The sequence below is a fragment of the Actinomadura sp. DC4 genome (genome assembly GCF_030406325.1).
Classification (GTDB): Bacteria; Actinomycetota; Actinomycetes; order Streptosporangiales; family Streptosporangiaceae; genus Actinoallomurus.
In genome coordinates, this window is the sequence record NZ_JAUEQY010000020.1 from 102,075 (window position 1) to 126,756 (window position 24,682).

Here is a 24,682-nt window from a genome sequence, read left to right on the forward strand (position 1 = left end):
TCGAAGTAAGGTTAGCCTTGCCTAACTTGATGAAGCCTAGCTAGGATCCGGCAATGTGTCCATATTCATTCCGGCTCAGGTAATCAGCACCGAGACGGAGACTGTTGTTCGCTGTTCGTCCCGCCCTTCGACGGAGGTTCGGTGAGACCGATACCCGCCCAAGCCGATTCCGGAGATATTTCGTTCGACATCGAGGTTCTCCGGGGTGAAATAGCCCAGGTGCTCGACGTCACATCCGGTGAAATCGAGGACGACGCGAACCTCGTCACACTCGGTCTTGACTCGGTGAAGATGATGGCCATGTCCGCGCGGCTGCGCCGGTACGGCGTGCGCCTGAGGTTCGCGCACATGGTCGAGCAGCCGACCGTCGCCGGCTGGTGGCGCCTCACCTCGGGGGCCTGACGGTGGCCGCGAACGGCGACGCGGCGGACTGGGTCCGGTCCGTCCGTGCCGGTTCCGGCGAGGCGCGCCGGCTCGTCTGCTTCCCGCACGCCGGCGGCGGCGCGAGCTTCTACCGGCCGTTCGCCGACGGCTTCCCGCCCGACGTGGACGTCAGGGTCGTCCAGTACCCGGGGCGGGAGACCCGCGCCGGCGAGCCGCTCGTGGGCGACATGGGCACGCTCGCCGACCGTACGGCCGAGGCGGTGGCGCCCCTGGTGGACCGGCCCACGGCGTTCTTCGGCCACAGCATGGGCGCCTCGGTGGCGTATGAGGTGGTCAGGCGGCTGGAGGCCGCCGGGTCGCGCCGGCCGGACCTGCTGTTCCTCTCGGCCCGGCAGGCGCCCGGGGGCCGGCGGGAGAGCCGCGCGCACGAGCTCGGCGACGAGGGGTTCGCCGCGGTCCTGCGGACCACCGGCGGGACCCCGTCGCTCCTGCTCGACAACCCGGAGATGCGGGACTACCTCCTGCCCATCATCCGCAACGACTACCGGCTGATCGAGACGTACCGGCCCGCGCCGGGACCGCGGCTGCGGACCGGCATCGTCGCCATCGCCGCCGAGGCGGACGCGACGGTGGCGCCCGCGGAGGTCGACGGCTGGGGCGCGGCCACCTCGGGCGGATTCGCGCGGGCCGACTTTCCCGGCGATCACTTCTATCTGCTGGAGCAGGCGCCGAAACTCGTCGCCGCGATACTCGGCCATCTGCGATGGGACTCCTCTTTCGGCACCTGAAAACGGCGCCGCGAAGTCGCGCGAAACACCTCGTCAACCGTCAGTGAGCGCAGCGTTCTCTTTCGCCTGCCACAAATTCGCCGAAGAAAGGCGGAACGAGTGTCCAACAAACTACCGTTCTCCTATGACGGGCCGCCCACCGTGGCCGTCATCGGAATGGCGGTCCGGCTGCCGGGAGCGGCGACGCCGGAGGCGTTCTGGAACAACCTGCGGGCCGGGGTGGAATCGGTCAGCACCTTCTCCGACGCCGACCTGCTCACCGCGGGCGCCCCCCTCGACGACCCGGGCCTCGTACGGACCCGGCCGGTGCTGGAGGACCCGGAGCTGTTCGACGCCGCGTTCTTCGGCTACAGCCCCGGCGAGGCCGCCACGATCGACCCGCAGCACCGGGTGTTCCTGGAGTGCGCGTGGGAGGCGCTGGAGACGGCCGGGCACGACCCGCGCGCCGACGCCGACCTGGCCGTCAGCGTCTACGCGGGCGTCGGCCCGGACACCTACTTCCTGCACCACCTGCACCCGCGGGGCGGCGGCGCGCTGCAGAACCTCCTGGGCAACAGCGGCGACTTCCTCGCCGCGCGGGTCTCCTACCAGCTCGACCTGACCGGGCCCAGCGTCAACGTGCAGGCCGGCTGCTCGACGTCGCTGGTCGCCGTGCACCTCGCGGTGCAGAGCCTGCTCGGCGGAGAGTCCGACGTCGCGCTCGCCGGCGGCGCCACGATCTACTTCCCGCAGCGCGGCGGCTACGTCTACCGCGAGGGCGGCGTGAACTCCCCGGACGGCCACTGCCGCGCGTTCGACGCCCGCGCCGGCGGCACGACACCCGGAGACGGCGTCGTCGTCCTGGCGCTGCGCCGGCTGTCCGACGCGGTCGAGGCGGGCGACCCCATCCTCGGGCTGATCCGCGGCACGGCGATCAACAACGACGGCGGGCGCAAGGCCGGGTTCACCGCGCCGGCCGTGGAACCCCAGGTCGACGCGGTGACCGAGGCGCTCGCCGTCGCGCGGGTCGCGCCGGAGGACGTCGACTATGTCGAGGCCCACGGGACCGGCACGCGCATGGGCGACGCCCTGGAGATCACCGCGCTCGCCGAGGGGTACGCCGGCGCGCCGGCCGGCGAGTGCCGGATCGGCACCGCCAAGCCCAACGTCGGCGACACGTGGGCGGCGGCCGGTGCGGTCGGCCTGGCCAAGGTGCTGCTGGCGTTCGAGCACGAGGAACTGCCGCCGACGATCAACTGCACCGAGCCGAACCCCGCCATCGACTTCGCCGCGACGCCCTTCCGCCTGAACACCGAGCCGAGCGAGTGGAAGCGCGGCGACCGCCCGCGCCGCGCCACGGTGCACACCTTCGGCATGGGCGGCACGAACGCCCACGTGGTCCTGGAAGAGCCGCCGGTCCTCGCGCGGCGGACCGGCGGCGAGCGCGGCGAATGGGACGTGCTCCCGCTCTCGGCCCGCAGCGCGGCGGCGCTGAGCGCCTCGGCCGGCCGCCTCGCGGACCACCTGGAGGCACGGCCCGGCCTGCCGCTCGCGGACGTCGCGCACACGCTGCGCGCCGGCCGTACGCCGTTCGCGCACCGCGCGGCCGTCCTGGCCCGCGACATTCCCGCCGCCGTACGCGCCCTGCGGTCCGTCGCCGGCTCCGCGCCGGGCACGGAGGGCGAGGGCTGGCGGGTCGTCACGGCGGCGTCCGCGGAGGGTCCGCTTCCGGCGCGGCGTTGGCTCGACGGTGACGACGCGCCCTGGCCCGCGCCGCGCGAGGACGTACGGCGGGTGCCGCTCCCCGCCTACCCGTTCGAGCGGCGGCGCCACTGGGTCGAGCCGCCCTCCGCCGCGACCCTACCCGCCTCCCCGCAGTCCGGCGCCGCGGCGCACCCGAGGCCCGAGCTCGACGTCCCGTACGAGCCCCCGGCCGACGGCCTGGAGGTGCTCACCGCACGGATCTGGGGCGAGGTCCTCGGCATCGAGGGCATCGGCCTGCACGACGGCTTCTTCGACCTCGGCGGGAACTCCCTGCTGGCCGCGCGGGTCATCGCCCACCTGCGCGCGACCCTGCCCATCGCCCTCGACCTCACCGACCTGCTCGGCGACCCGCCGACCGTGGCCGGGCAGGCCGACCGCGTCGCGCGGCGGCTCTACGACAAGCTCGGCGCCCTTTCCGACGAGGAGGCCGCCGCCCTCGCGGCCGAGCTCGGCTGACCCCCCTTCAACCGCAAGCCGGAGGAGAACCCGCCATGGCCGTCGACCCGACGCCGCCCAAGGCCGACCCGTCACGCCGACCGTCCCCGCCCCCCGAACTCTCCGACGCGAAACGGCTCCTGCTCGACCGGTGGCTGTCCGGCGGCCCGGCCGTGACGATCCCGCGCCGGGAGGACGGCGGACCGGTCGAGGCCACCTACGCCCAGCGCCGGATGTGGATGCACGCCCGGCTGCACCCGGACAGCGCCGCGTACAACATCGGCGTCGCGACGCGACTCACCGGTGTGCTCGACGAGGACGCGCTGCGGCGGTCCCTCGCCGCGCTCCTGAGCCGGCACGAGTCGCTGCGCACGACATTCAAGGAGGTCGACGGGCGGCCGTACCAGGTGGTCGCGCCGGGCGCCGGCCTGCCGCTGACAATCGAGGAAGGCATGGCGGAGGGCCCCTGGCGGTCCCGCCTGGACACCGAGCCGTTCGACCTCGAACACGGCCCGCTCGTACGCTTCGGCCTGCTGCGCGTCGCCCCCGGCGAGCACGTGCTGATGACCGTCGTCCACCACGCCGTCGCCGACGGGCTCTCACTCGACCTGCTGCTGCGCGAGCTCCGCGAGCTGTACACGGCGTTCGCCGCCGGCCGGCCGAGCCCGCTGCGGCCGCTCGCGATCCGCTACACCGACTACGCCCAGTGGCAGGCGGGCGCCCGGTACGACGAGCACCTGGGGTACTGGCGCCGCGCGTTCCGCGACGAGCCGCCGCGCCTCGAACTTCCCGCCGACCGCACGCGCCCGCCCGTACCGACCTACCGCGGCGTCTCCCACCGGTTCACGCTGGAGGAGCACGTCTGGGCGGCGCTGCGGAAGCTGGCCCGGCGGCACGAGGCGACGTCCTACACGACGGTCCTCAGCGTCTTCGCCGCCCTGCTGCACCGCTACACCGGTGAAAGCCGCGTCGCCGTGGGCGCCGTGACGCACGGCCGTGAGCTGCCCGAGCTCGAAGGGCTCGTCGGCTGCTTCGCCGACACCGTCGTGCTCCCGCTCGACCTGGACGGCGACCTGCCCGTCGGAGAGCTGGTCGACCGCGTCCGCGGCACCTGCCGGGAGGCGTTCGCGCACCAGGACGTGCCGTTCGAGGTGCTGGCGTCGGAGCTGCGCTGGGACCGCTCGGCGGCGGCCCTGCCGCAGGTGCTCGCGGTGATGCAGAGCCCGCCGGAGGCCGCCGCGATGGGCGGGCTGCGCGCCGAGCCCATCGAGCCGGACGTCGACTCCGCCCGCTTCGACCTGGTCCTGAACTGCTGGGAGACCGGCGGGAGGCTGGAGGGCGCGGTCACCGGGAGCGCGGACCTGTTCGACCGGTCCACGGTCGAGCGCATCGCCTCGCACCTGGTCCGCATGCTCACGGCGGCGGCCGAGGGCGAGGACGTGCCGGTCGGCGCGCTGCCGGTGCTGCCGGACGGCGAGGAGTACCTCCTGCTCCACCGCTGGGGCCGCCCCGTCGAGGGCGACGACCCCCTCACCGACCGCGACCTCGCCACGCTGGTCGCCGACGCCGCGCGACGCGACCCGGACGCGGTCGCCGTCGAGTGCGGGGAGACCTCTCTCACCTACCGGGAGCTCGAGGCGCGTGCGGACGCGCTGGGCCGCCACCTGCGGGACCTCGGAGTCGGTCCCGAGGTGCTCGTCGGCGTTCTCATGGAGCGCTCGGCGGAGCAGGTGGTGGCGTTGCTCGCGGTGCTGAAGACCGGCGGGGCGTTCGTGCCCCTGGAGTCCACCTGGCCGCCCACGCGCGTCCGCGAGGTCGCCGGGCGCGCGGGCCTGCGGGTGGTCCTGAGCGACGACGCCCAGGCCGGCACCGCGCTGGCCGGCACCGGTGTCCAGGTCGTACGGGAACCGGCCGAGGCCGGAGGAGACGAGCTCCCCGGCACCCGGGGCCGGGACATGGAGGACCTCGCGTACGTCATCCACACCTCCGGGTCGACCGGCGCCCCCAAGGGGGTGATGATCCGCCAGCAGGCGATCTGCAACCGCATGCTGTGGCAGATCGGCAAGCTGTCGCTGGGCCCGGACGACGCCGTGCTGTACAAGGCGCCGCTGGGCTTCGACATCTCCGTCAACGAGATCTTCCTGCCGCTCGTGGCCGGCGCGCGCCTCGTCGTCGCCGAGCCCGGGCACGACGGCGACATCGACCGGCTCCTCACCACGATCGAGCGGCACAGGGTGACGTTCCTCTACATCGTCGCCTCGATGCTCGACGTCCTCCTCGAACGCGACGACGCCGCCGGGCGGGCCCGGTCGCTGCGCCACGTGTGGTGCGGCGGCGAGGCGCTGACCGGCGAGCTGTACGAGCGCTTCCGCGCGGCGTTCGGCGCGAGGATGTACCACGGCTACGGCCCGGCGGAGGCGACGATCGGCGTGAGCTGCCGGGTCTTCGAACCGGGTGAGCCGGGCGGGCGCATCTCCATCGGCCGGCCGAACCCGGGTGCCCGCCTGTACATTCTCGACGGCGCGGCGCGGCCCGTGCCGATCGGCGTCCCGGGCGAGCTCCACGTCGCCGGGCTGCCGCTGGCCCGCGGATACCTCAATGACCCGGTGCGTACGGCCGAGAGCTTCCTGCCCGACCCGTACTCCGACGAACCCGACGGGCGGATGTACCGCACCGGCGACCTCGCGCGGTTCCGGCCCGACGGCGAGATCGAGTTCCTGGGGCGCACGGACGACCAGGTGAAGATCCGGGGGTTCCGCGTCGAGCCGGGGGAGATCGCCGCGACCCTGGCCCGGCACCCGGACGTCCGGCAGGCGGTCGTGCTCCCCCGCCCCCGCGTGGGCGGCGGCCAGGAGCTCGCCGCGTACTGCGCCGTCGTCGTGGACCGTACGGACGCGGCCGTGCTGGAGGGCGGTGGCCTGCGGACGTGGCTGGAGGATCTGCTGCCGGAGTACATGGTGCCGCGGGTGTTCGTCGCGCTGCCGGAGCTCCCGCTGACGACGGCGGGGAAGGTGGACCGGCGCGCCCTGGCCGCCCTCCCGGACCCCGAGTCGTACGGGACCGAGGGCGGCGAGGCCTACACCGCGCCCGCCGAGGGGCTGGAGGAGGGCATCGCGCGGATCTGGGCCGAGGTGCTGGAGACCGAGCGCGTCGGTGCGCAGGACCACTTCTTCGACCTCGGCGGCCACTCGCTGCTGCTCGTCCGCGTGCAGACGCTGATGCGGCAGCGGCTCGGCCGTGAGGTGCCCCTGCTCGACCTGTTCACCCACGCGACCGTGGCCCGGCTGGCCGCGCACCTGCGACGCGCCGCCGACGCTCCGGCGGCCGGGCCGGCCGCGGAGCGGGCCCGCGCCCGCGCGCTGCGCGGACGCGAGTCGCTGGCCCGCCGCCGCGGCCGGCGCGGACCGGCCATGAAGGAGGATTCGTGACCGCCCACGACCTGTTCCCGCTGACCGACACGCAGCAGGCGTACCTCGTCGGCCGCGGCGACCTGTACGAGCTCGGCAACGTCAGCACCCACGCGTACCTGGAGCTGGAAGGCCCCCTGGACGCCGGCCGCTTCGTGCTGGCCTGGCGGCGTCTGGTCGACCGGCACGCCATGCTGCGGGCCGTCGTCGCCCCCGAGGGACAGCGGGTGCTGCCCGAGGTCCCGGACCCGCCCATCGAGATCGTCGACCTGCGCGGCGAGGCCGAGCCCGGCGACGCTCTGGCCGCGGTGCGGGAGCGCCTCTCCCACGAGGTACGGCCCGCCGGGAGCTGGCCGCTCTTCTCCGTCGTGGTGTGCCTGCTGGGCGACGGGGTGTGCCGGGTCCACGTCGGGTTCGACGGCCTGACCGTCGACTGGGCGAGCTGGCACGTGATGTACCGCGACCTGTCGGCGTACTACGAGGACCCCGACGCCGCGCTCCCTCCGATCACCGAGTCCTTCCGCGACCATGTCCTGGCCGCCGAGTCCGGCCCGGACGAGGAGGACACCGCGTACTGGCGTGAGCGGCTGGCGACCCTGCCGGACGCCCCGGCGCTGCCACTGGCCCGCGACCCCGCCACCGTGGCGCGTCCGCGGTTCACGCGCCGGGAGACCCACCTCGACGCCCCGACCTGGGGCCGGCTGAAGGAACGGGCGGCGGGGCACGGGATCACCCCGACCGGCGCGCTCCTCGCGGCGTACGCGGAGGTGCTCGGGCGCTGGGGCGGCGGCGAGCGGTTCACCCTCAACGTGCCGAGCATGAACCGCGACCCGCTGCGGCCGGCGACCAGCGAACTGGTCGGGGAGTTCGCCTCGTTCATCCTGGTCGAGGCCGACCTGCGGCCGGACACGTTCCGCGAGCGCGCCAAGCTGCTCCAGCGCGACCTGCTGGAGGGGCTGGAGCACCGGGAGTTCGGCGGCGTGCGCCTGCTGCGCGAGCTCGCCCGCGTCCGGGGCGGCGGCGAGCCCGCGCGCATGCCGGTGGTGCTGACCAGCACGCTCGCGATGACGGGGAAGGAACCCCACCTGCTCGAACGCGCCCTCACCCACGTCTACGGCATCACCCAGACCCCGCAGGTGCACCTGGACGCGCAGGTGGAGGAGCGCCGGGGCGCGCTCGCGTGCAACTGGGACGCCGTCGAGGAGCTCTTCCCGTCCGGCCTGCTCGACGTCATGTTCACGGCGTGGACCGGCCTGCTCACCCTGCTCGCCGGCGACGACGCGGCCTGGGGACTGGACGACCTGGACCTGCTGCCCGCCGCGCAGGCCGAGCGCCGTGACGCGGCCCAGGGGCCGGTCCGGCCGATCCCGGACGAGCCGGTCCACGAGGCGTTCCTCCGGCAGGCCGCCGCGCGTCCCGGCGCGCCGGCGGTCATCAGCCCCGCCGGCGGGACGCTCACGTACGGCGCGCTGCTGCGGCGCGCGGCCCGGCTCTCGCGGCTGCTGGACGTGGAGAAGGGCGCGCGGGTCGCGCTGCTGCTGGACAAGGGCGAGGACCAGGTCGTCGCCGCCTTCGCGGTCCTGATGGCCGGTGGCGCGTATGTGCCGCTCGACCCCGAGACCCCGGCCGTGCGGCTGCGGTCGATGCTGGCGGCGGCGGACGTGTCCGTCGTGGTCGCGCACGGCTCTCTCGCCCCGCCGCCCGGCCCGTGGCGGACCCAGCGCGTTGACCGCGGCGAGGACGGCCCGTCCGGCGTGCCACGGGTCGAGGTAGGGGCGGACGACCTCGCGTACGTGCTGTTCACGTCCGGGTCGAGCGGCGCGCCCAAGGGCGTGCTGATCGAGCACCGGGGCGTGGTGAACTGCCTGCTTGAGACGGCCGAGCGGTTCGAGGTCGGGCCCGGCGACCGGTGCCTGGGGCTGACCGCGCTGCACCACGACATGTCGCTGTTCGACGTCTTCGGCGTCCTCGGCGCCGGCGGGACGCTCGTGCTGCCCGACGCCTCGCGCCGTACCGACCCGGACCACTGGCGCGACCTGATGACCCGCCACGGGGTCACGGTGTGGAACTCGGTGCCCGCGATGATGGAGATGCTGCTCGACGGCCCCAAAGATGGGCTCGCCGGGCTCCGTCTCGCCTTCCTCGGCGGCGACTGGATCCCGCTCGACGTCGCACGGGAGTTCGCCCGCCGCGCGCCCGGCGCGACGCTGGTCTCGGTCGGCGGCCCGACCGAGACCACGCTGTGGAACATCTGGTACCCCGTCACGCGCCTCGACCCTTCGTGGCACGGCATCCCGTACGGCTCGCCGATCGCCAACACGCGCTACCACGTGCTCGACGAGCGGATGCGCGACCGCCCGGACGGCGTGACCGGCGAGATGTACTGCGCGGGGGCCGGTCTCGCCCGCGGCTACCTGACCGGGCCGGAGACAGCGGCGGCCTTCGTGACCCATCCGCGCACCGGGGAGCGGCTGTTCCGCACCGGGGACCTCGGCCGGTACCGGCCCGACGGGCTGATCGAGTTCGTCGGCCGCCGCGACCAGCAGGTGCAGGTACGAGGGCGGCGGATCGAACCCGCCGAGGTGGAGGCGGCACTCCTCTCCCATCCGGCGCTCACGGCCGCGGCCGTCGTGCCGGTGCACCGCGACGACGGGCGGCCGGGGCACCGAGGGCTGGCCGCGCACGTCGTCGGCTCCGCCTCCCCGGACGAGCTGCGCGCCTACCTGGCCGAACGGCTGCCCGCCTACCTCGTCCCGGGCCGGTTCACCGCGCACGAGCGGCTGCCGCTGACCCGCAACGGCAAGGTCGACCGGCCGGCCCTCGCGGCGGCACCGCCGCCCGCCCGCGTCCCCCGTGCCGCGACCGGCGAGCACGGCGACCCGCTGAGCGAGCTTCTGGCCTCGGTGTGGGCGGAGGCGCTCGGCGTCGAGGGGGTGAGCTCGGAGGACAACTTCTTCGAGCTCGGCGGAGACTCGCTCGCCGGCGCCCGCATCCTCGTCCGCCTGCGTGAGGTGTTCCCCGACGAGGAGCTCTCGCCGCGCGCCCTGCTCGCCACCTCCGACGTCGTCGCCATGGCCCACGCGCTGGTGGCCAAGGAGAGCGTGCCGGGCCGCATGGCCGAGATCGCCGCCATCCACCTGCGCGTCGCCCGGCTCACCGACGACGAGGTGGCGGCCCAGCTCGCCGGAGAGGCGCCATGACCCCGCAGGGAGACGCCGAGGCCCGGCGGCGCGAGCTGCTCCGCCGCACCCTGGCCCGGCAGGGGCTGCCGACCGGCCCGGCGCGGCCGGAGGCACCGGCGGGGCCGCGTTACCCGGCCCCGCTGTCGTCGGCGCAGCGCCGCATGTGGTTCCTGCACCGCCTCGACCCGGCCGACCCGGCCTACCACCTGACGATCGGGATGCGGCTCACCGGCGAGCTGGACTCGGGCGCGCTGCGCGACGCGTTCGCGACGGTGGCGCGGCGCCACGACATCCTGCGCACGGTCTACCGGGAGGAGCCCGACGGGTCGGCCGTCCAGGTCCTCGCCCCGGCCGGGGCCGCCATCCCCTTCACCGTCTCCGCCGACGTGCGGACCTGGGCGAAGGAACCCTTCGACCTCACGCGCGACCTCCCGCTCCGGTTGCTGCTGGTCCGGACCGCGCCGCAGGAGCACCTGCTCTACCTCACGATCCACCACATCGCCTGCGACGACCTGTCGTGGGAGATCCTCCTGCGCGACGTCTCCCGCGCCTACCGGGGCGAGGAGACGCCGCCGCACGCCGCGCAGTACGCGGACTACGCCCGGTGGGAGACGGACCACGGCGGGCCGATGGAGGAGGCGCGGGCGTACTGGCGGCGTGAGCTCGCCGCCGGCGCCGGGCCGGCCTGGATCGGGCGGCTCGCCGACCAGCCCAGGCCCGCCCGGCCGCCCGCCGGAGGGATACGGCGGCGGTGCGCCGTGCCGGCCCGGGCCGCCGAGGGGGTGCGCCGCATCGCCCGCGAGGAGCACGCTTCGCCGTACATGGTGCTGCTCGCGGTGGCGGGACGCCTGCTGCACGGCTTCGGCGTCACCGGCCGCGTCCCCTTCGGGACGCCCGTCGTACGGCGGCCCCGGCCCGAGTTCGAGCCGCTGGCGGGCAACTTCGGCAACGTCATCGTCCTGCCCGTCGACGTCGGCTCGCCGGAGGCCGGCTTCCGTGAGCTCGTCCGGCACGTACGGGCCGTGTGCACCGAGGCGTACGCGCACCAGGACGTGCCCTTCGAGACGGTCGTGGAGGACGTACGGCGGGCCGGTGGCGACCCGCGCCTGTTCGACGTGATGTTCTCCCACCGCTCCGGCCTGCTGCGCGGCATGGACCTGCCCGGGGTCCGCTGCGCCGAACACCCCGCCGATGTCGGTACCGCCCGTTTCGACCTCGTCCTGGAGGCCGCCGACGACGCGACCGGCGGTGCCGGGATGACCGTCACGGTGACCGCACGTGACGACATGTTCACGGCCACGACCACGCAACGCATCGCCGACCGGTTCGCGCACCTGATCGAGGAGATCGCGTCGCGCCCAGACTCGCGTCCAGAAGGGACAGCGCCCATGTCCGTCCCCACATCCGACCCCGCGTCCGACTACGACCCCGACCTCGACATCGCGATCGTCGCTCTGGAGGGCCGCTTCCCCGGCGCCCCGACCCTGGACCGCTTCTGGGACAACCTGACGGCGGGCCGCGAGGCGGCCGTGCCGTTCGGCGACGAGGACTACCTCGCGGCCGGTCACGACCCGGCGGCGCTCGGCGACCCGAGCCTGGTCAAGGTCGAGGCGACGGTGGAGGGCATCGAGGAGTTCGACGCCGACTTCTTCGGCTACCGGCCGACCGAGGCCGAGCTCCTCGACCCGCAGCAGCGACTGTTCCTCGAATGCGTCTACCACGCCCTCCAGCAGGCGGGGTACGCGCCGCGCGAGTATCCCGGCGCGATCGGCGTGTACGCGGGCGCCGGCCAGAGCCGCTACTTCCTCACCCACGTGCACCCGCACCTGAACGGCGCCGCCGACTCGATGACGCTGCTGCCCGCCACCTCCGGCAACTCGCCGAGCTCGTTCGCCACCCGCGTGTCCTACGAGCTGGGCCTCACCGGGCCGGGCATCACCGTCGCGACGGCCTGCTCGACCTCCCTCGTCGCCGTCCACCTGGCCTGCCGCGACCTGCTCGACCACCAGTGCGACATCGCCGTGGCGGGCGGCGCGTCGCTCAACCCGGTGCCGAAGCAGGGGTACCGCCACACACCCGGCGGGCCGCTGTCGCCCGACGGCCGCTGCCGGGCGTTCGACGCCGGCGCGGACGGCATGTTCCCCGGCGACGGGCTCGGCGTCGTGGTGCTCAAACGCCTCGCCGACGCCCTCACCGACGGCGACACGATCCGCGCGGTGATCAAGGGCTCGGCGGTCAACAACGACGGGGATCGCAAGGTCGGCTTCACCGCGCCGAGCGCGCCCGGCCAGACCGAGGTCATCCTCGCCGCCCACGCCGCCGCCGGCATCGAGGCGGAGTCGGTCTCCTACGTGGAAGCCCACGGCACGGGCACGCCGGTCGGCGACCCGATCGAGCTGCGCGCCCTCATCGACGCGTTCGAAGGCTCCACCGGCTGCTCCATCGGCTCGGTCAAGACCAACATCGGGCACCTGGACGCCGCCGCGGGCATCGCCGGCCTCATCAAGACCGTGCTCGCGCTCGAACACGAGGCCCTCCCGCCCAGCCTGCACTTCACGCGGCCCAACCCGCTCATCGCGTACGGGCCGTTCCGCGTCAACGCCGAGCTCACCCCCTGGCCGCGCACCCCCGGCGCCCCCCGGCGGGCCGGCGTCAGCTCCTTCGGCATCGGCGGCACCAACGCGCACGTCGTCCTGCAGGAGGCGCCCGTACCGGCCCCGGCCTCGCGGGAGGACCGCCACCAGGTCGTGACCGTGTCGGCCCGCTCGCCCGAGGCCCTCGCGCAGGCCGCCACCGAACTCGCCGGCCACCTGGAGACCCACCCCGACCTGGACCTGCGCGACGTCGCGCACACCCTGCGCTCCGGGCGCGAGGAGTTCACCTGCCGCCGCGCGGTCGCCGCCCGTGACGCCCGCACCGCCGCGCGCCTGCTGCGCTCGGCCACGGACCACGTGGCGGCCGCCCGCCCGGTCGCGTTCCTCCTGCCCGGGGGCGGCGCGCAGTACGCCGCGATGGGCAGGGGACTGGCCGGCGAGCCGGTGTTCGCCGCCGAGCTCGCGCGGTGCGCCGCCATCCTCGGCAGGGACCGGGACACCTGGCTCGACGACGGCGGGGGCTTCCCCGGCCTGGTCGCGGTCTCGTACGCGGTCGCCCGGCAGCTGGAGGCGTACGGCGTGCGGCCGGTCGCGCTGCTCGGCCACAGCCTGGGCGAGTACACCGCCGCGTGCCTCGCCGGCGTGATCGACCTGGAGGAGGCGCTGCCGCTGGTGGCCGAGCGCGAGCGGCTCTTCGCGCTCGCCGGAGGCGCGACCACGAGCGTGCTCCTGGCCGCCGACGCACTCGGCGAGTATCTGACCGGGGCGCTGTCGCTCGCCACCGTCAACGGCCCGCTGCACTGCTCGGTCTCGGGGCCGGTCGAGGAGATCGAGGCGCTGGAACGGCGGCTGGAGGCCGACGGCGTCGACCACAGCAGGCTCCGGGTGCCCAACGCCGTGCACTCCGCACTGCTGGACCCGATCCTGCCCGAGTACGAGCGCGCCCTGTCGCGGGTCACCCTGCGCGAACCGCGCACGCCGTTCGTGTCCAACGTGACCGCCACCTGGATCACGCCCGAACAGGCGACCGACCCGGCGTACTGGCTGCGGCACACGCGCGAGACCGTGCGGTTCGCCGACGGCCTCGCCCGAATCCAGGCCGAGCACCGGCCGGTGTTCGTCGAGGCCGGCCCGGGACGCGGGCTGAGCCGCCTGGCCGAGATCCAGCTCGGCCGCGAGGCCGTCGTCGTCCCGGCCATGCGGCATCCCCGCGACGACCACGACGACGCCGAGGCCCTGATGGGCGCCCTCGGCACCGTCTGGGCCACCGGCGGCACGATCGGCCGGCACGCCCCGTACGAGGAGAACCCGCGCCGCCGCGTGCCCCTGCCCGGCTACCCCTTCCAGCGGCGGCGCTACTGGCTGAACCCTCCCGCCCCGGCGGAGGAGCCCGGCGGCACGTACGTCGTGCCCGGCGGGCTGCGCGACCCCGCGTTCGGCCAGGCCCTGGACCTGGCCCGGCGTACGCGCGGCCGGCTGCTGATCACCGAACCGGACGGTCCCGCCGTCTCCGGCGCCGACCCCGATGAGGAGACCCGCCGGGTCGAGGAGGACGACGAACTGCTGCGCGGTCGGATCCGCGTCGAGCGGACCCCCGAGGCGCTCCAGCGCGACCTCGACCGGCTGTGCTCGCTGTACGCGCTGCGCTTCCTGCGCGAGGCGGGGGTCACGGGCGAGCCCCGCACGGCCGGGGAGATCGCGGCCGCGGTCCAGGTCGTGCCCGGCTACCGGCCGTTCCTGAACGCCCTGCTCGCCATGCTGGAGGAGGACGGCCACCTCACCCGCGACGACGCGGGCCGGGTCACGGTCGACGGGCCCTCCGGCATCGACGAGTTGCGCGCCGCCATCCTCGAAGACCATCCCGGCCACGCCGACGAACTCGACCTGCTCGACCGCTGCGCCGCGCAGTACGCCGAGGTGTTCGCCGGGCGGAAGGAAGGCCATCAGGTCCTGCTCCCGGACGGCAGCAGCGACATCTCCCAGGCGGCCGTCGACCGGCGGGTCGGCGTCAGTGACGTCGCCGTGCACACGCGGCTCGTCGCCCAGGCCGTCGCGCGGCTCGGCCGGCGCGGGCCGCTGCGCGTCCTGGAGGTCGGCGCCGGCCGCGGCTACCTCACGTGGGAGGTCGCGGACGCCCTCAAGGGCATTCCGGACGTGGAGTACCACTTCACCGACCTCGGCCGGTCGTTCGTGCTCGCCGCGCAGCGTACGGCGGCCGAGCGCGGGATCGACTTCATGCGCTTCGGCGTGCTCGACGTCTCCGCCGACCCCGCGCCGCAGGGCTACCCCGCCGGCGGCTTCGACGTCGTACTCGCCTTCAACGTGCTGCACGCGACGCCCGACCTGCACGAGACGCTCGGACACGTCCGCGCGTCGCTGGCGCCGGGCGGGCAGCTGTTCCTGATCGAGGCCGCGCGGCAGCGGCGGCCGTCGATGATGACGGCGGGCCTGTACGCGGGCTGGTGGTACTTCTCCGACGACCTGCGTGAGCACTCGCCGCTGCTGGCGCCCGAGCGCTGGGCCGGCCTGCTCGCCGCCGAGGGCTACGCCGACGTGCGCGCCCATCCGCGGGACCGGGCCGTGGCGCGGGAGGCCGACCACGCGCTGCTCACCGCGCGGCGGCCGGCGCTCGACCCCGAACGCGCCCGGCGCGTGCGCCTGCTGGAGGAGGCCGGGGCGCAGGTCGAGATCGTGCCGGACGGCGGGCTGAGCGGGCTGGAGCGGCTCGGCGCCGTCGCGCTGCGGGTCGTGCCCGCGCGGGAGACCGTCCCGGAGAGCGCGCCGGAGAAGGGCCCCGCGCCCGCGGGCCTGTTCGGCGGCGGCTCGGCCTTCAACCGGCGCCCGGAGCTGGCCACGCCGTACGCCGAGCCGGCCACCGGCCTCGAACGCACCATCGCGGAGACCTGGCAGGCCATCCTCGGCGTCGACCGCGTCGGGGTGGACGACAGCTTCTTCGACCTGGGCGGTGAGTCGCTGCTGGCGATGCAGCTCGTCACCCGGCTTCGGCAGGAGCTCGACGTCGCCCTGTCCGTCCGCAGGTTCTTCGACGCCGGCGACCCGACCGTACGAGGGCTCGTCCGGGTGATCGAGGAGGTGCGGGCCGAGGGCGCGCCCGTGGCCGGCCCGATCACGGCGAGCCCGCGCCGCCGCGCCGGCCGGCAGTGAGAGGAGACGCGACCATGCTGGAGTTCCCCGCGTCGTACGCCCAGGAGCGGATGTGGTTCTTCCACCGCCTGGATCCGGGCAACCCGTCCTACAACGTCCCGCTCCTGCTCCGCCTGCGCGGACGGCTCGACCCCGTACGGCTGGAGCGCGCGCTGGAGAGCGTGGCCGAGCGCCACGAGATCCTGCGCACCACCTACGGCGACGCCGGCGGCGAGCTGCGCCAGCGGGTCCACGAGCGGCCGGCCGTGCCGTTCGACCAGGTCGCCGTGGACACACCGGTGCCGGCGCAGGTGATGGACGACCCGGCCGTCGCCGGGCTCGTACGCGACTTCGTGCGGGCCCCGTTCGACCTGGCCGCCGGGTCGCCGCTGCGCGCGCGGCTGCTGCGACTCGGGCCCGATGACCACCTGCTGATGCTCTGCCAGCACCACATCGCCACCGACGGCTGGTCGCTCGGCGTCCTCGTTCGCGAGCTCGACGCGTCCTACCGCGACGTGTCCCTGCCCGACCCGCCGATCCAGTACGCGGACTACGCCGAGTGGCAGCGCGCCACCGTGACGGGGGAGACCCTCGACGCCGAGCTCGACCACTGGCGGTCGCGTCTCGGCGAGAACCCGCCACGGCTCACCCTGCCGCAGGACCGGCCACGCCCGGAGGAACCGTCCTTCCGCGGAGCGCGCGTCGACTTCGCGATCTCCCCCGAGACGAGCGAGGCGCTGCGTGCCGTGGCGCGGCGGCACGGCGCCTCGCTCTACATGACGCTGCTCGCGGCCTGGAGCGCGCTGCTGCACCGGTACGGCGCGGGCGGCGACATCGTGGTCGGCACCCTCCTGGCGAACCGCGAGAACGAGCAGGTCGCCTCGCTGCTCGGATTGTTCGTCAACACTCTCCCGCTGCGCGTGGACCTCACCGGCGAGCCGGTCTTCGCCGAGCTGCTGGGCCGCGTGCGCACGGCGACGCTCGACGTGCTGGCCCACCAGGACACCCCGACCGAGAAGATCGTCGAGCGGGTGCGCCCCGACCGGGAGGGCGGCGGGAACCCGCTGTTCCAGGTGCTGTTCGCGCTGCAGAACTTCGCGAGCCGGCGGCTGGAGCTCGGCGGCCTGGACGTCGAGCGCGTGGACGACGAGGAGGAGTCCACGCGGTTCGACCTGGAGCTCCACGTGTGGGAGCACCCCGGCCACCTGCGCGGCGCGCTGGTCTTCGACCTCGACCTGTTCGACCACGGGACCGCCGAACGGATGGCGGGCCATCTGCGCGCGCTGCTCGACGCGGTGAGCGCCGACCCGGACCTGCCGCTGACGGCTCCGGCCCTGCGCACGGAGGAGGACGAGCGGCGCCTGCGCGACCTCATGGCGGCGCGCGGGCGGGCGGCCGTGCTGGACGGCCACGGCCATGTGCCCCCCGAGGGTGTGCCCGGCGACGTCTGGGAGGGGCGGCGTACGGGCGAGCGGGGCCGCGTGCTGCCCGACGGGACCGTCGAGATCTTCGCCGGGGTCGGCCCGGACGGGCGGCTCCCCGACGTGGTGCGCGCGGACGGGCGCCGCGTCGTACGGGCGGATCTGGAGGAGGCCCTCCTGCGTGCGGAGCCGGCGCTGGCCGACGTGGTCGTGGTGCCGCGGGTCCGCCGCGACACCGGAGCGGCCGAACCGGTCGCGTACGTGGTGCCGGCCGGGCCGGTCGACCTGGACGCGCTGGCCGGCGCGCTCCCGGTGCCGGTCGCCGTCGTCCCGGTCTCGGCGCTGCCGCTTTCCTCGGACGGGGAGGTCGACACGCGGGCGCTGCTGCGGCTGCCGGTCGCCGACGCCGACGAGGCCGTACGCCTGGAGCGGCGCCTCGGCGAGGGCGCCGCCGTGCTGGTCGCCGAGACCGGAGCGGAGCCGCTCGCCCGGGTACCCGTCCCGCCGTTCCCCGAGGCCGGACGGTCGCCGGCGCCCGAGCCCGAGAGCGGAGCACCGTCGCTGGCCGACGGCGGGCCGCCCGCCGACCCCGGCTTCGCCCGTCTCGGCGACGCACTGGTGCGGGCCGCCGAGTCCGCCCCGGAGGGACGCGCCGACATCGTCGTCATCGCCGACGACGGCGGAGAACGGTCCCTGACCTACGGCGAACTGCTGGACCGATCGCTGCGGACCCTCGCCGGGCTGCGCGCCCTCGGGCTGGAGCCCGGCGACCCGGTCCTGCTCCAGCTCGGCGACCACGCCGACTTCATGACCGTGCTGTGGGCGGCCGTCCTCGGCGGCTTCGTCGCCGTGCCGCTGGCCGCGCCCGAGGACTACCGGCGGCGTGGCGCCGCCGTCGACCGGTTCCACGGCGCCTGGGACACACTGGAACGACCCCTCGTGGTCACCGCGCCGGAACGCCTCGCCGAGATCCGGGAGGCGGCGCGCGAGCACGGCTGGGACGACCTGCGCGTGACCGCCCCGGACGACCTCGCCCGCGGCCACGCGCCCGCGGACGCCCACCCCGCCGAATCCGACGATCCCGTCCTCTATCTGCTGACCTCGGGCAGCACCGGGCGCCCCAAGGTCGTGGTCCTGCGGCACCGCAACATCCTCGCCCGCAGCGCCGCCACGGCCGCTCTCAACGACCTCGGGCCGGACGAGGTCTCGTTCAACTGGATGCCGCTCGACCACGTCGGCGGCGTCGTCATGTTCCACCTGCGCGACGTCATCCTCGGCTGCCGCCAGGTGCACGCGCCGACGAACTGGATCCTGCGCGACCCCCTGCGCTGGCCGGGCGTCGCGCACCGGCACCGCGCCACCGTCACCTGGGCGCCCAACTTCGCCTTCGGGCTCGTCGCCGACCGGGCCGCCGACCTGGGTGAACCCGGCTGGGACCTGTCCCGGCTGCGCTTCGTCATGAACGCGGGCGAGCCGATCGTGTCCCGCGTCGCCCGCCGCTGGCTGCGGGTGCTCGCCCCGTACGGCCTGCCCGCCACGGCGATGCGGCCGGCCTGGGGCATGTCCGAGACCTCCTCGGCGATGACGTACTCCGACCGTTTCACGCTCGGCACGACCGGCGACGACGACCCGTTCGTCGAGGTCGGCCGCCCCCTGCCCGGCTGCGCGGCGCGCGTCGTCGGTGAGGACGGTCTCACCGTCCTGCCGGAGGGGCGTACCGGCCGGTTGCAGGTACGCGGGACGACCGTGACCAGCGGGTACCACGACGCGCCGGAGCGGAACGCCGAGGCGTTCACCGCCGACGGCTGGTTCGACACCGGGGACCTCGGCCGCATCCAGGACGGGCGGCTCACCCTCACCGGGCGCGCCAAGGACGTCATCATCGTCAACGGCGTCAACCACCACAGCCACGAGATCGAGGCGGCCGTCGAGGAGCTGGACTGCGTCGAGCCCTCCTTCACCGCCGCCGTGGCCGTCCGCCCGGCCGGCGCGACGACGGACGAGCTCGTGGTCTTCGTGCACCTGCGCACGGACGCCGGCGACGCGCCACGCCTCGTACGTCAGGCCGTGCTGGACCGCACCGGGGTCAACCCCCGCCACGTCGTGCCGGTCGGCCGGGAGGACATCCCCAAGACCGAGATCGGCAAGATCCAGCGCTCGCTGCTGCGGACGCGCTTCGAGGCCGGGGCGTACGCGGAGCTCCTGCCCGCCGACGACTCCACGAGCGTCCCCGGCCACTTCCACCGGCCCGTGTGGGTCCGCCGGAACCTGCCGGGCACCCCGGAGAAGGCGCCGTCCGGCGACGTCCTGCTCCTCCTCGGTGAGGACGGGCCGGGCGAGGATCTCGCGGCCCTGCTCGGCAAGGCCGGGCGGCGCTGCCTGCGCGCCGAGGTCGCGCGCGACGGGACGGAGTTCGCCCGGCTGGGCCAGGACCACTACGCGGTGGCGCGGGGAAGTGCGGAGGGGTACCGCCGCCTCCGCGAGGCGCTCGGCGGGTTCCCGCCCACCGTCGTCCACCTGCGGTCCTGCGGCGCGCCCGCCGGGCAGGCCCGCGCGGAAGCGCTCGACCTGCTCTGCCTCGCGCGCGAGGCCGCCGGCGTGACCGAGCTGTACGCCGTCACCACGGACCCGGACGGTCTCGCCGGCTGCGACCGGGCGTCTCTGGCGGGGTTGATCGCCTCCCTCGCGCACGAACGGCCGGACACCCGCGTCGTCCACGTCGGCCTCGGCCCGGAGGCCGGCGCCGCCCAGCTCGCGGCCGAGCTCGGCCGGCTGCCGCGCGAGCGCGCCGTCGCCCACCGGTCCGGCCGCCGCCTCGTACGCCGCCTGGTCCTCGCGGAGACGTCACGGACGGGCGCCGTGCCGATCCGCAGCGGCGGCCGCTACCTGGTCACCGGGGCCGACGGCGGCATCGGCCGGCTGCTCGTCGCCGAGCTGGCCGGGCCGTACGGCACGCGGGTCCTGGCCCTCGGCCGTACCGGCGGGCCCGCCGTGCCGGGCGTCGAGCGTGCCGTCGCCGACGTCCGCGACCGGGACGCGCTCGCCGGGGTGCTCCGCGACGCCGAGCGGCGGTGGGGCGCGCCCCTGGACGGGGTGTTCCACCTCGCCGGCCGTTACGCGGAGCGGCCGCTGGACCGCTGCGCCCCCGCCGATCTGGAGGAGATCCTCGCCGCCAAGGTCGAGGGCGCACGGAACCTGCACGAGCTGCTGGGCGACCGGCCGGGCACGCTGTTCGTGTCCTTCTCCTCCGTCAACGGCCTCTTCGGCGGCGCGTCGGTCGGCGCGTACGCCGCGGCCAACGCCTACCTCGACGCGCTCGCCGTCCACCAGCGCCGCCGCGGGCTGGACGCGTACAGCCTGGCGTGGAGCATGTGGGACGAGGTCGGGATGAGCGCCGGATACCCCCTCAAGGCGCTCACCGAGAGCCGCGGCTACCGCGTGCTGCCCGCCGACGAGGCGCTGCGCTCGCTCCGGGTCGCGCTGGGCCGCGACGCGCCGCACCAGCTCATCGGGCTCGACCCGGCCCGCCCGTGGGTCGCCTCGCACCTCACCGGCTCACACCCGCTGCGGCGGCTGGCCGCCTACACCGAGTCCGGGCCGGTCCTGAGCGCGGAGGACAGGTACGGCACGCCGCTCGGCCACCGGACCGTACGGCTTGACGCCCTGCCGCGGGACCCGGGGACCGGGGAGGTGGATCGGGCACGTCTCGCCGGCACCGGTCCGCGCCGGGCGGCCGAGCCGCGCGAGGGGCTGGAGACCGTCATCGCCACGACCTGGGCCGAGGTGCTCGGCCTGACACGGGTCGGGGCGGAGGAGAACTTCTTCGATCTGGGTGGCGGGTCGCTGCAGGCGACCCGGGTCCACGGCCTGCTGGAGGAACGGCTGGAGCGTGAGCTGTCGATGGTGGAGCTGTTCCGCTGCCCGACCGTACGCTCTCTCGCCGACGCCCTCGAACCGGGGCGGGAGCAGGCGCCGGCGGGCGGCCGGGGCCGGTCCCGCGCGGAGCGACGCCTGCGCGCCGCGGGGAACCGGCCCTGACGCCGGGCGCCCGGAGGCGACGGCCTCCGGGCGCCCGGCCTTAGGAGGCCCTAGCCGCCGACCTTGGCGAACGCCCCGTCCAGACGCTGCAGCAGCCACGGGATGCCCAGCGTCGACGGGTTGCGGAACAGCGTGATCGTCGGCAGGTCGGCGAGCTCGTACGTCGAGCCCTTGGTCGCGGACCGCATCACCGGGTTCGTCTCGATCTGCTTCTGCACGTCGGGGGTCTGGTACGCCGCCACCATCAGGTCGGCCTTGAGCACGTCGAGCCTCTCCATGCTCAGGCTGCCGACGCCGTTGGCGTTCTTGACCAGCTTCGTGAGCCTCGGCGCCTGTTCCAGGCCCAGGGAGCGCAGGAACTGGACCGCGAAGTCCTGGTCGGAGGACAGGGTGAGGATCTGGGAGCGCGTCAGGGCGTACGTGACGCTGAAGGTCCTGCCCTTCAGCCCGGGGTGCTTGCTCTTGGTCGCCTCGATCGCGGCCTGCGCCGTCGACACCGCCTGGTCGGCCTTCGAGGACAGGCCCAGGGCCTTGCCGACGAGGCGCTGGCGGTCCTGCCAGGAGTCGGCGCCGGCGGACTTCAGCGGCCCGATGGTCGGGGCCACCCTGGAGAGCGCCTTGTAGTTCTGGGCCGCGGTGAAGTCGCCGGTGTCGAGGATGACGTCGGGTTTGACGCTCGCGACGCGCTCCAGCGGGATCGTCGGCACGGCGGCGATCAGCTGGGTGCGCTTCGGGTCCAGCCTTCCCTTCAGCCACGGGTAGACCCCGTCGGGGCTGAACGGGTCCTTGGCCGCCAGCACGGGGACGACGCCGAGCGCGAGCGCCGCGTCGACGTCGACGGAGCTGAGCGCGACGACCCGTTTCGGGGCGGACTTCAGCTTCGTCGTGCCCAGGGAGTGCTGGAGCGTCACCGGGAAGGCCCCGGACTCCGACGCCGGCGCGCTCCCGGAGTCGTCGGCCTTGCTCGAGCCGCAGGCTCCCGTCGCGAGCAGGGCCGAGGCCAGGGAGAGCCCGGCCCAGAGCCGCCGGGGATGGGTCGTACCGAACATGAAGGACCTCCGGAAGGAAGAGCGTTGTCGATGTGCGGGGAGAAGCGCCGGATCAGGTCGAGTCGCGGTGCAGGGGAGAGGAGAGGCCGCGGACGGCGACGGTTCCGAAGACCGCCGTCATCACCGCGGTCCAGGCGAGCGTGCGCAGCAGCGGCGTCAGGACCGCGCCCGCGCCCGCCAGCCCGCGCATCGTGTCCACCCCGCAGCTCAGCGGGAGGAGATGGACGACGGGCCGCAGGGCGTGCGGAAAGGAGTCCAGCGGTGCGAAGCCGGTGCTGAAGAACAACATGAGCAGGAAGACGACCGACACGCCGCTCAGGGCGGACACGTTGCGCGCGCGTACCGCGATCGCGCACACCAGCGAGGAGAACCCGATCCCGACGAGCACCGGGACCAGGGCGAACACCGGCAGCACGGCCACATCGTCGAGCCGGAAGCCGAGGGCGTATCCGACCGCGACGAACGTCAGTGCCGTGACCAGCATGCGGACGACCTCCGCCCCCAGCCGCCCGGTCAGTGGCGACGTACGGTGCACGGGCATCGCGCGGAACCGGCCGAGCAGCCCGGAGTCCCGCTCCAGCATCAGCGAGACGCCGACGCCGACGCCGCCGAAGACGGTGCCGACCAGCGCGGCGAGAGGGACGAAGCGGTTGAGGCTGTCGCCGCCGGACGCGGCGGCCATCGTGTCGCCGAACACGACGCGGAACACCAGGAGCAGGAAGACCGGGAAGACCAGCGCCTGCATGGAGACCATCGGCGTCCGCCACCAGCGGCGCAGCAGGCGCTGCGCCTGGAGCGCCCCGTGCGCGAACGCGGCGCGCGTTCCGGTCTCGCTCATCGGGCCCGTCCCCGGGCGAGGGCACGGCCGGCGAGGGGCGTGAAGACCACGAGCATCCCGGCCAGCCACGCGAGGGTGACCACGACCGGGCGCGCCGTCGGCCCGCCCGAGGCGAGCCCGCGCAGCGCGTCGGCGGCCTTGGAGACGGGCTGGTCGCGGACGAACGGCCGGATCCAGCCGGGAAAGCCCGAGACCGGCGCGAACCCGGTCGACAGCATCGTCAGCAGCAGTTGCGGCACCAGCAGCGCCGAGGCCGTGTGCTCGGGGTTCCCGACCGCCAGGCCGAGCGCCACGCAGCCGACGCACAGGCACAGCGCGCACCCCAGCGCCAGGGCGGCGAACCCCAGGGCCGGGCCGGCTCCGGTACGGAAGCGGAACCCGAAGGCCATGGCCACCGCGACCGCCACCACGAGGGCGAGCACGGCGCGGCACAGGTCCGCGCCGAGCCGTCCGGCGACCGGGGCGAGACGCGCCACGGGCATCGACCGGAACCTTGAGACCATGCCCGACCGCACGTCGGCGGCGATCGCGTCGGCGGAGCTCATCGCGACGAAGATCATCGCTTGGAGCACCACGATCGGCGGAAGCCACTGCGCGTAGTCGATCCCGCGCCCGGCCATGACGCCGCGCAGCGGCACGTAGAAGCCGGCGAAGAACACCAGAGGCGCGGCGACCGCGCCGATGACCTCACCGGTGTCGCGGCGCAGCAGGACCACCGCGCGCAGCGTGAGGACCCAGGCGGCGTTCACCGCGGCTCCTCCGTCCGGTGGCCGGTCAGCGCCAGGAACACCTCATCGAGCGACGGGCGCCGCAGCGCGATGTCGGTCAGCGCCACGCCCGCGTCCTCGACCCTCTTGACGACCTCGGTGAGCGTCCCGGGCCCGTCCGGCGCCGGCAGCACCACGGTGTCCCCGCGCAGGGCCGGGCTCAGGTCCGACAGCGTGTCCAGCAGACGCGGCGCATCCTCCGGATCGCCGGGCGTGACCTCGCAGAACGTGCCGCCGACCTGGCGCTTCAGCTCCTCCGGAGCGCCGGTCGCGATCACCCGCCCGTGGTCGATCACCACGATCCGGTCGGCGAGCCGGTCCGCCTCCTCCAGGTACTGCGTGGTCAGCAGCACCGCGGCGCCGCGCTCGCGCAACCCGCGTACGGCCTCCCACAGCGCCAGGCGGCTCCGCGGGTCCAGGCCCGTGGTCGGCTCGTCGAGGAAGACGACCGACGGGTCGCGCACCATCCCGGCCGCCAGGTCGAGCCGGCGCCGCATACCGCCGGAGTACGTCGCGGCGCGCCGGTCGGCGGCGTCGAGCAGGTCGAAGGCGGTCAGCAGCTCGGCCGCCCGCTCGCGCGCGGTGGCCTTGCGCAGGCCGAGGAGGCGCGCGAACAGCACGAGGTTCTCCCGGCCGGTCAGCTCCTCGTCGACGGCCGCGTACTGGCCGGTCAGGGCGATGACCCGGCGGACCGCCGCGGGCTCGCGCACCACGTCGTGGCCCGCGACGAGCGCGCGCCCGGAGTCCGGGCGCTCCAGCGTCGACAGGATGTTGACGGCGGTGGTCTTGCCCGCCCCGTTGGGGCCCAGCAGGCCGACGATCTCGCCCGGCCCGACCGTCAGGGACAGCCCGTCCAGCGCGACCTGGTCCCCGTAGGACATCCGAAGGTCCT

At 74.9% G+C, this 24,682-nt stretch carries 11 protein-coding genes; 7 read left to right on the plus strand and 4 right to left on the minus strand.

Annotated features, from left to right (window positions below):
* Positions 1-141: 141 nt before the first annotated feature.
* The 7 genes from QWU11_RS29665 to QWU11_RS29695 all read left to right on the plus strand — a co-directional run bounded on the left by QWU11_RS29665 (position 142) and on the right by QWU11_RS29695 (position 21,136).
* Positions 142-402: a phosphopantetheine-binding protein gene (locus QWU11_RS29665; RefSeq protein WP_290117749.1), complete on the plus strand. Its 261-nt coding sequence runs from the start codon at positions 142-144 to the stop codon at positions 400-402.
* Complete coding sequence (locus QWU11_RS29670) at positions 378-1,172, plus strand: alpha/beta fold hydrolase (RefSeq protein ID WP_290117750.1); 795 nt, start codon at positions 378-380, stop codon at positions 1,170-1,172. The genes QWU11_RS29665 and QWU11_RS29670 overlap by 25 nt, the downstream gene beginning before the upstream one ends.
* A 99-nt stretch (positions 1,173-1,271) precedes the next feature.
* A complete protein-coding gene (locus QWU11_RS29675; RefSeq protein ID WP_290117751.1) occupies positions 1,272-3,371 on the plus strand; it encodes a beta-ketoacyl synthase N-terminal-like domain-containing protein in 2,100 nt (699 codons plus the stop codon).
* 35 nt (positions 3,372-3,406) lie between these two features.
* Positions 3,407-6,778, plus strand: a complete 3,372-nt coding sequence (locus QWU11_RS29680; RefSeq protein ID WP_290117752.1) for an amino acid adenylation domain-containing protein — start codon at positions 3,407-3,409, stop codon at positions 6,776-6,778.
* Entirely contained in the window at positions 6,775-9,957 is a 3,183-nt protein-coding gene (locus QWU11_RS29685) for an amino acid adenylation domain-containing protein (RefSeq protein WP_290117753.1), read from the plus strand. Before QWU11_RS29680 ends, QWU11_RS29685 begins: the two co-directional genes overlap by 4 nt.
* Positions 9,954-15,698, plus strand: a complete 5,745-nt coding sequence (locus tag QWU11_RS29690; RefSeq protein WP_290117754.1) for a type I polyketide synthase — start codon at positions 9,954-9,956, stop codon at positions 15,696-15,698. Before QWU11_RS29685 ends, QWU11_RS29690 begins: the two co-directional genes overlap by 4 nt.
* Before the next feature lie 14 nt (positions 15,699-15,712).
* The gene (locus QWU11_RS29695; RefSeq protein ID WP_290117755.1) at positions 15,713-21,136 is read left to right on the plus strand and encodes an SDR family NAD(P)-dependent oxidoreductase; all 5,424 of its coding nucleotides are present in this window, start codon (positions 15,713-15,715) and stop codon (positions 21,134-21,136) included.
* A gap of 50 nt (positions 21,137-21,186) precedes the next feature.
* Here QWU11_RS29695 and QWU11_RS29700 read toward each other — a convergent pair whose 3' ends face one another.
* From QWU11_RS29700 to QWU11_RS29715, 4 genes are read right to left on the minus strand one after another with little or no spacing between them, the layout of a single operon-like run.
* Positions 21,187-22,185 (minus strand): ABC transporter substrate-binding protein, encoded by a 999-nt coding sequence (locus QWU11_RS29700; RefSeq protein ID WP_290117756.1) that lies wholly within the window; start codon positions 22,183-22,185, stop codon positions 21,187-21,189.
* A gap of 52 nt (positions 22,186-22,237) precedes the next feature.
* Positions 22,238-23,023, minus strand: coding sequence for an ABC transporter permease (locus QWU11_RS29705; RefSeq protein ID WP_290117757.1), 786 nt, complete (start codon positions 23,021-23,023; stop codon positions 22,238-22,240).
* A complete protein-coding gene (locus QWU11_RS29710; protein WP_290117758.1) occupies positions 23,020-23,772 on the minus strand; it encodes an ABC transporter permease in 753 nt (250 codons plus the stop codon). Before QWU11_RS29710 ends, QWU11_RS29705 begins: the two co-directional genes overlap by 4 nt.
* Positions 23,769-24,671, minus strand: coding sequence for an ATP-binding cassette domain-containing protein (locus QWU11_RS29715; RefSeq protein WP_290117759.1), 903 nt, complete (start codon positions 24,669-24,671; stop codon positions 23,769-23,771). The genes QWU11_RS29710 and QWU11_RS29715 overlap by 4 nt, the downstream gene beginning before the upstream one ends.
* Positions 24,672-24,682: the final 11 nt, after the last annotated feature.

Excerpts from the sequence above, each read along its gene's own strand:
- QWU11_RS29705 (WP_290117757.1), bottom strand. The coding sequence starts at position 23,023 with ATGAGCGAGACCGGAACGCGCGCCGCGTTCGCGCACGGGGCGCTCCAG.
- QWU11_RS29690 (WP_290117754.1), top strand. The coding sequence starts at position 9,954 with ATGACCCCGCAGGGAGACGCCGAGGCCCGGCGGCGCGAGCTGCTCCGC.
- QWU11_RS29715 (WP_290117759.1), bottom strand. The coding sequence starts at position 24,671 with ATGTCCTACGGGGACCAGGTCGCGCTGGACGGGCTGTCCCTGACGGTC.
- QWU11_RS29680 (WP_290117752.1), top strand. The coding sequence starts at position 3,407 with ATGGCCGTCGACCCGACGCCGCCCAAGGCCGACCCGTCACGCCGACCG.
- QWU11_RS29700 (WP_290117756.1), bottom strand. The coding sequence starts at position 22,185 with ATGTTCGGTACGACCCATCCCCGGCGGCTCTGGGCCGGGCTCTCCCTG.
- QWU11_RS29695 (WP_290117755.1), top strand. The coding sequence starts at position 15,713 with ATGCTGGAGTTCCCCGCGTCGTACGCCCAGGAGCGGATGTGGTTCTTC.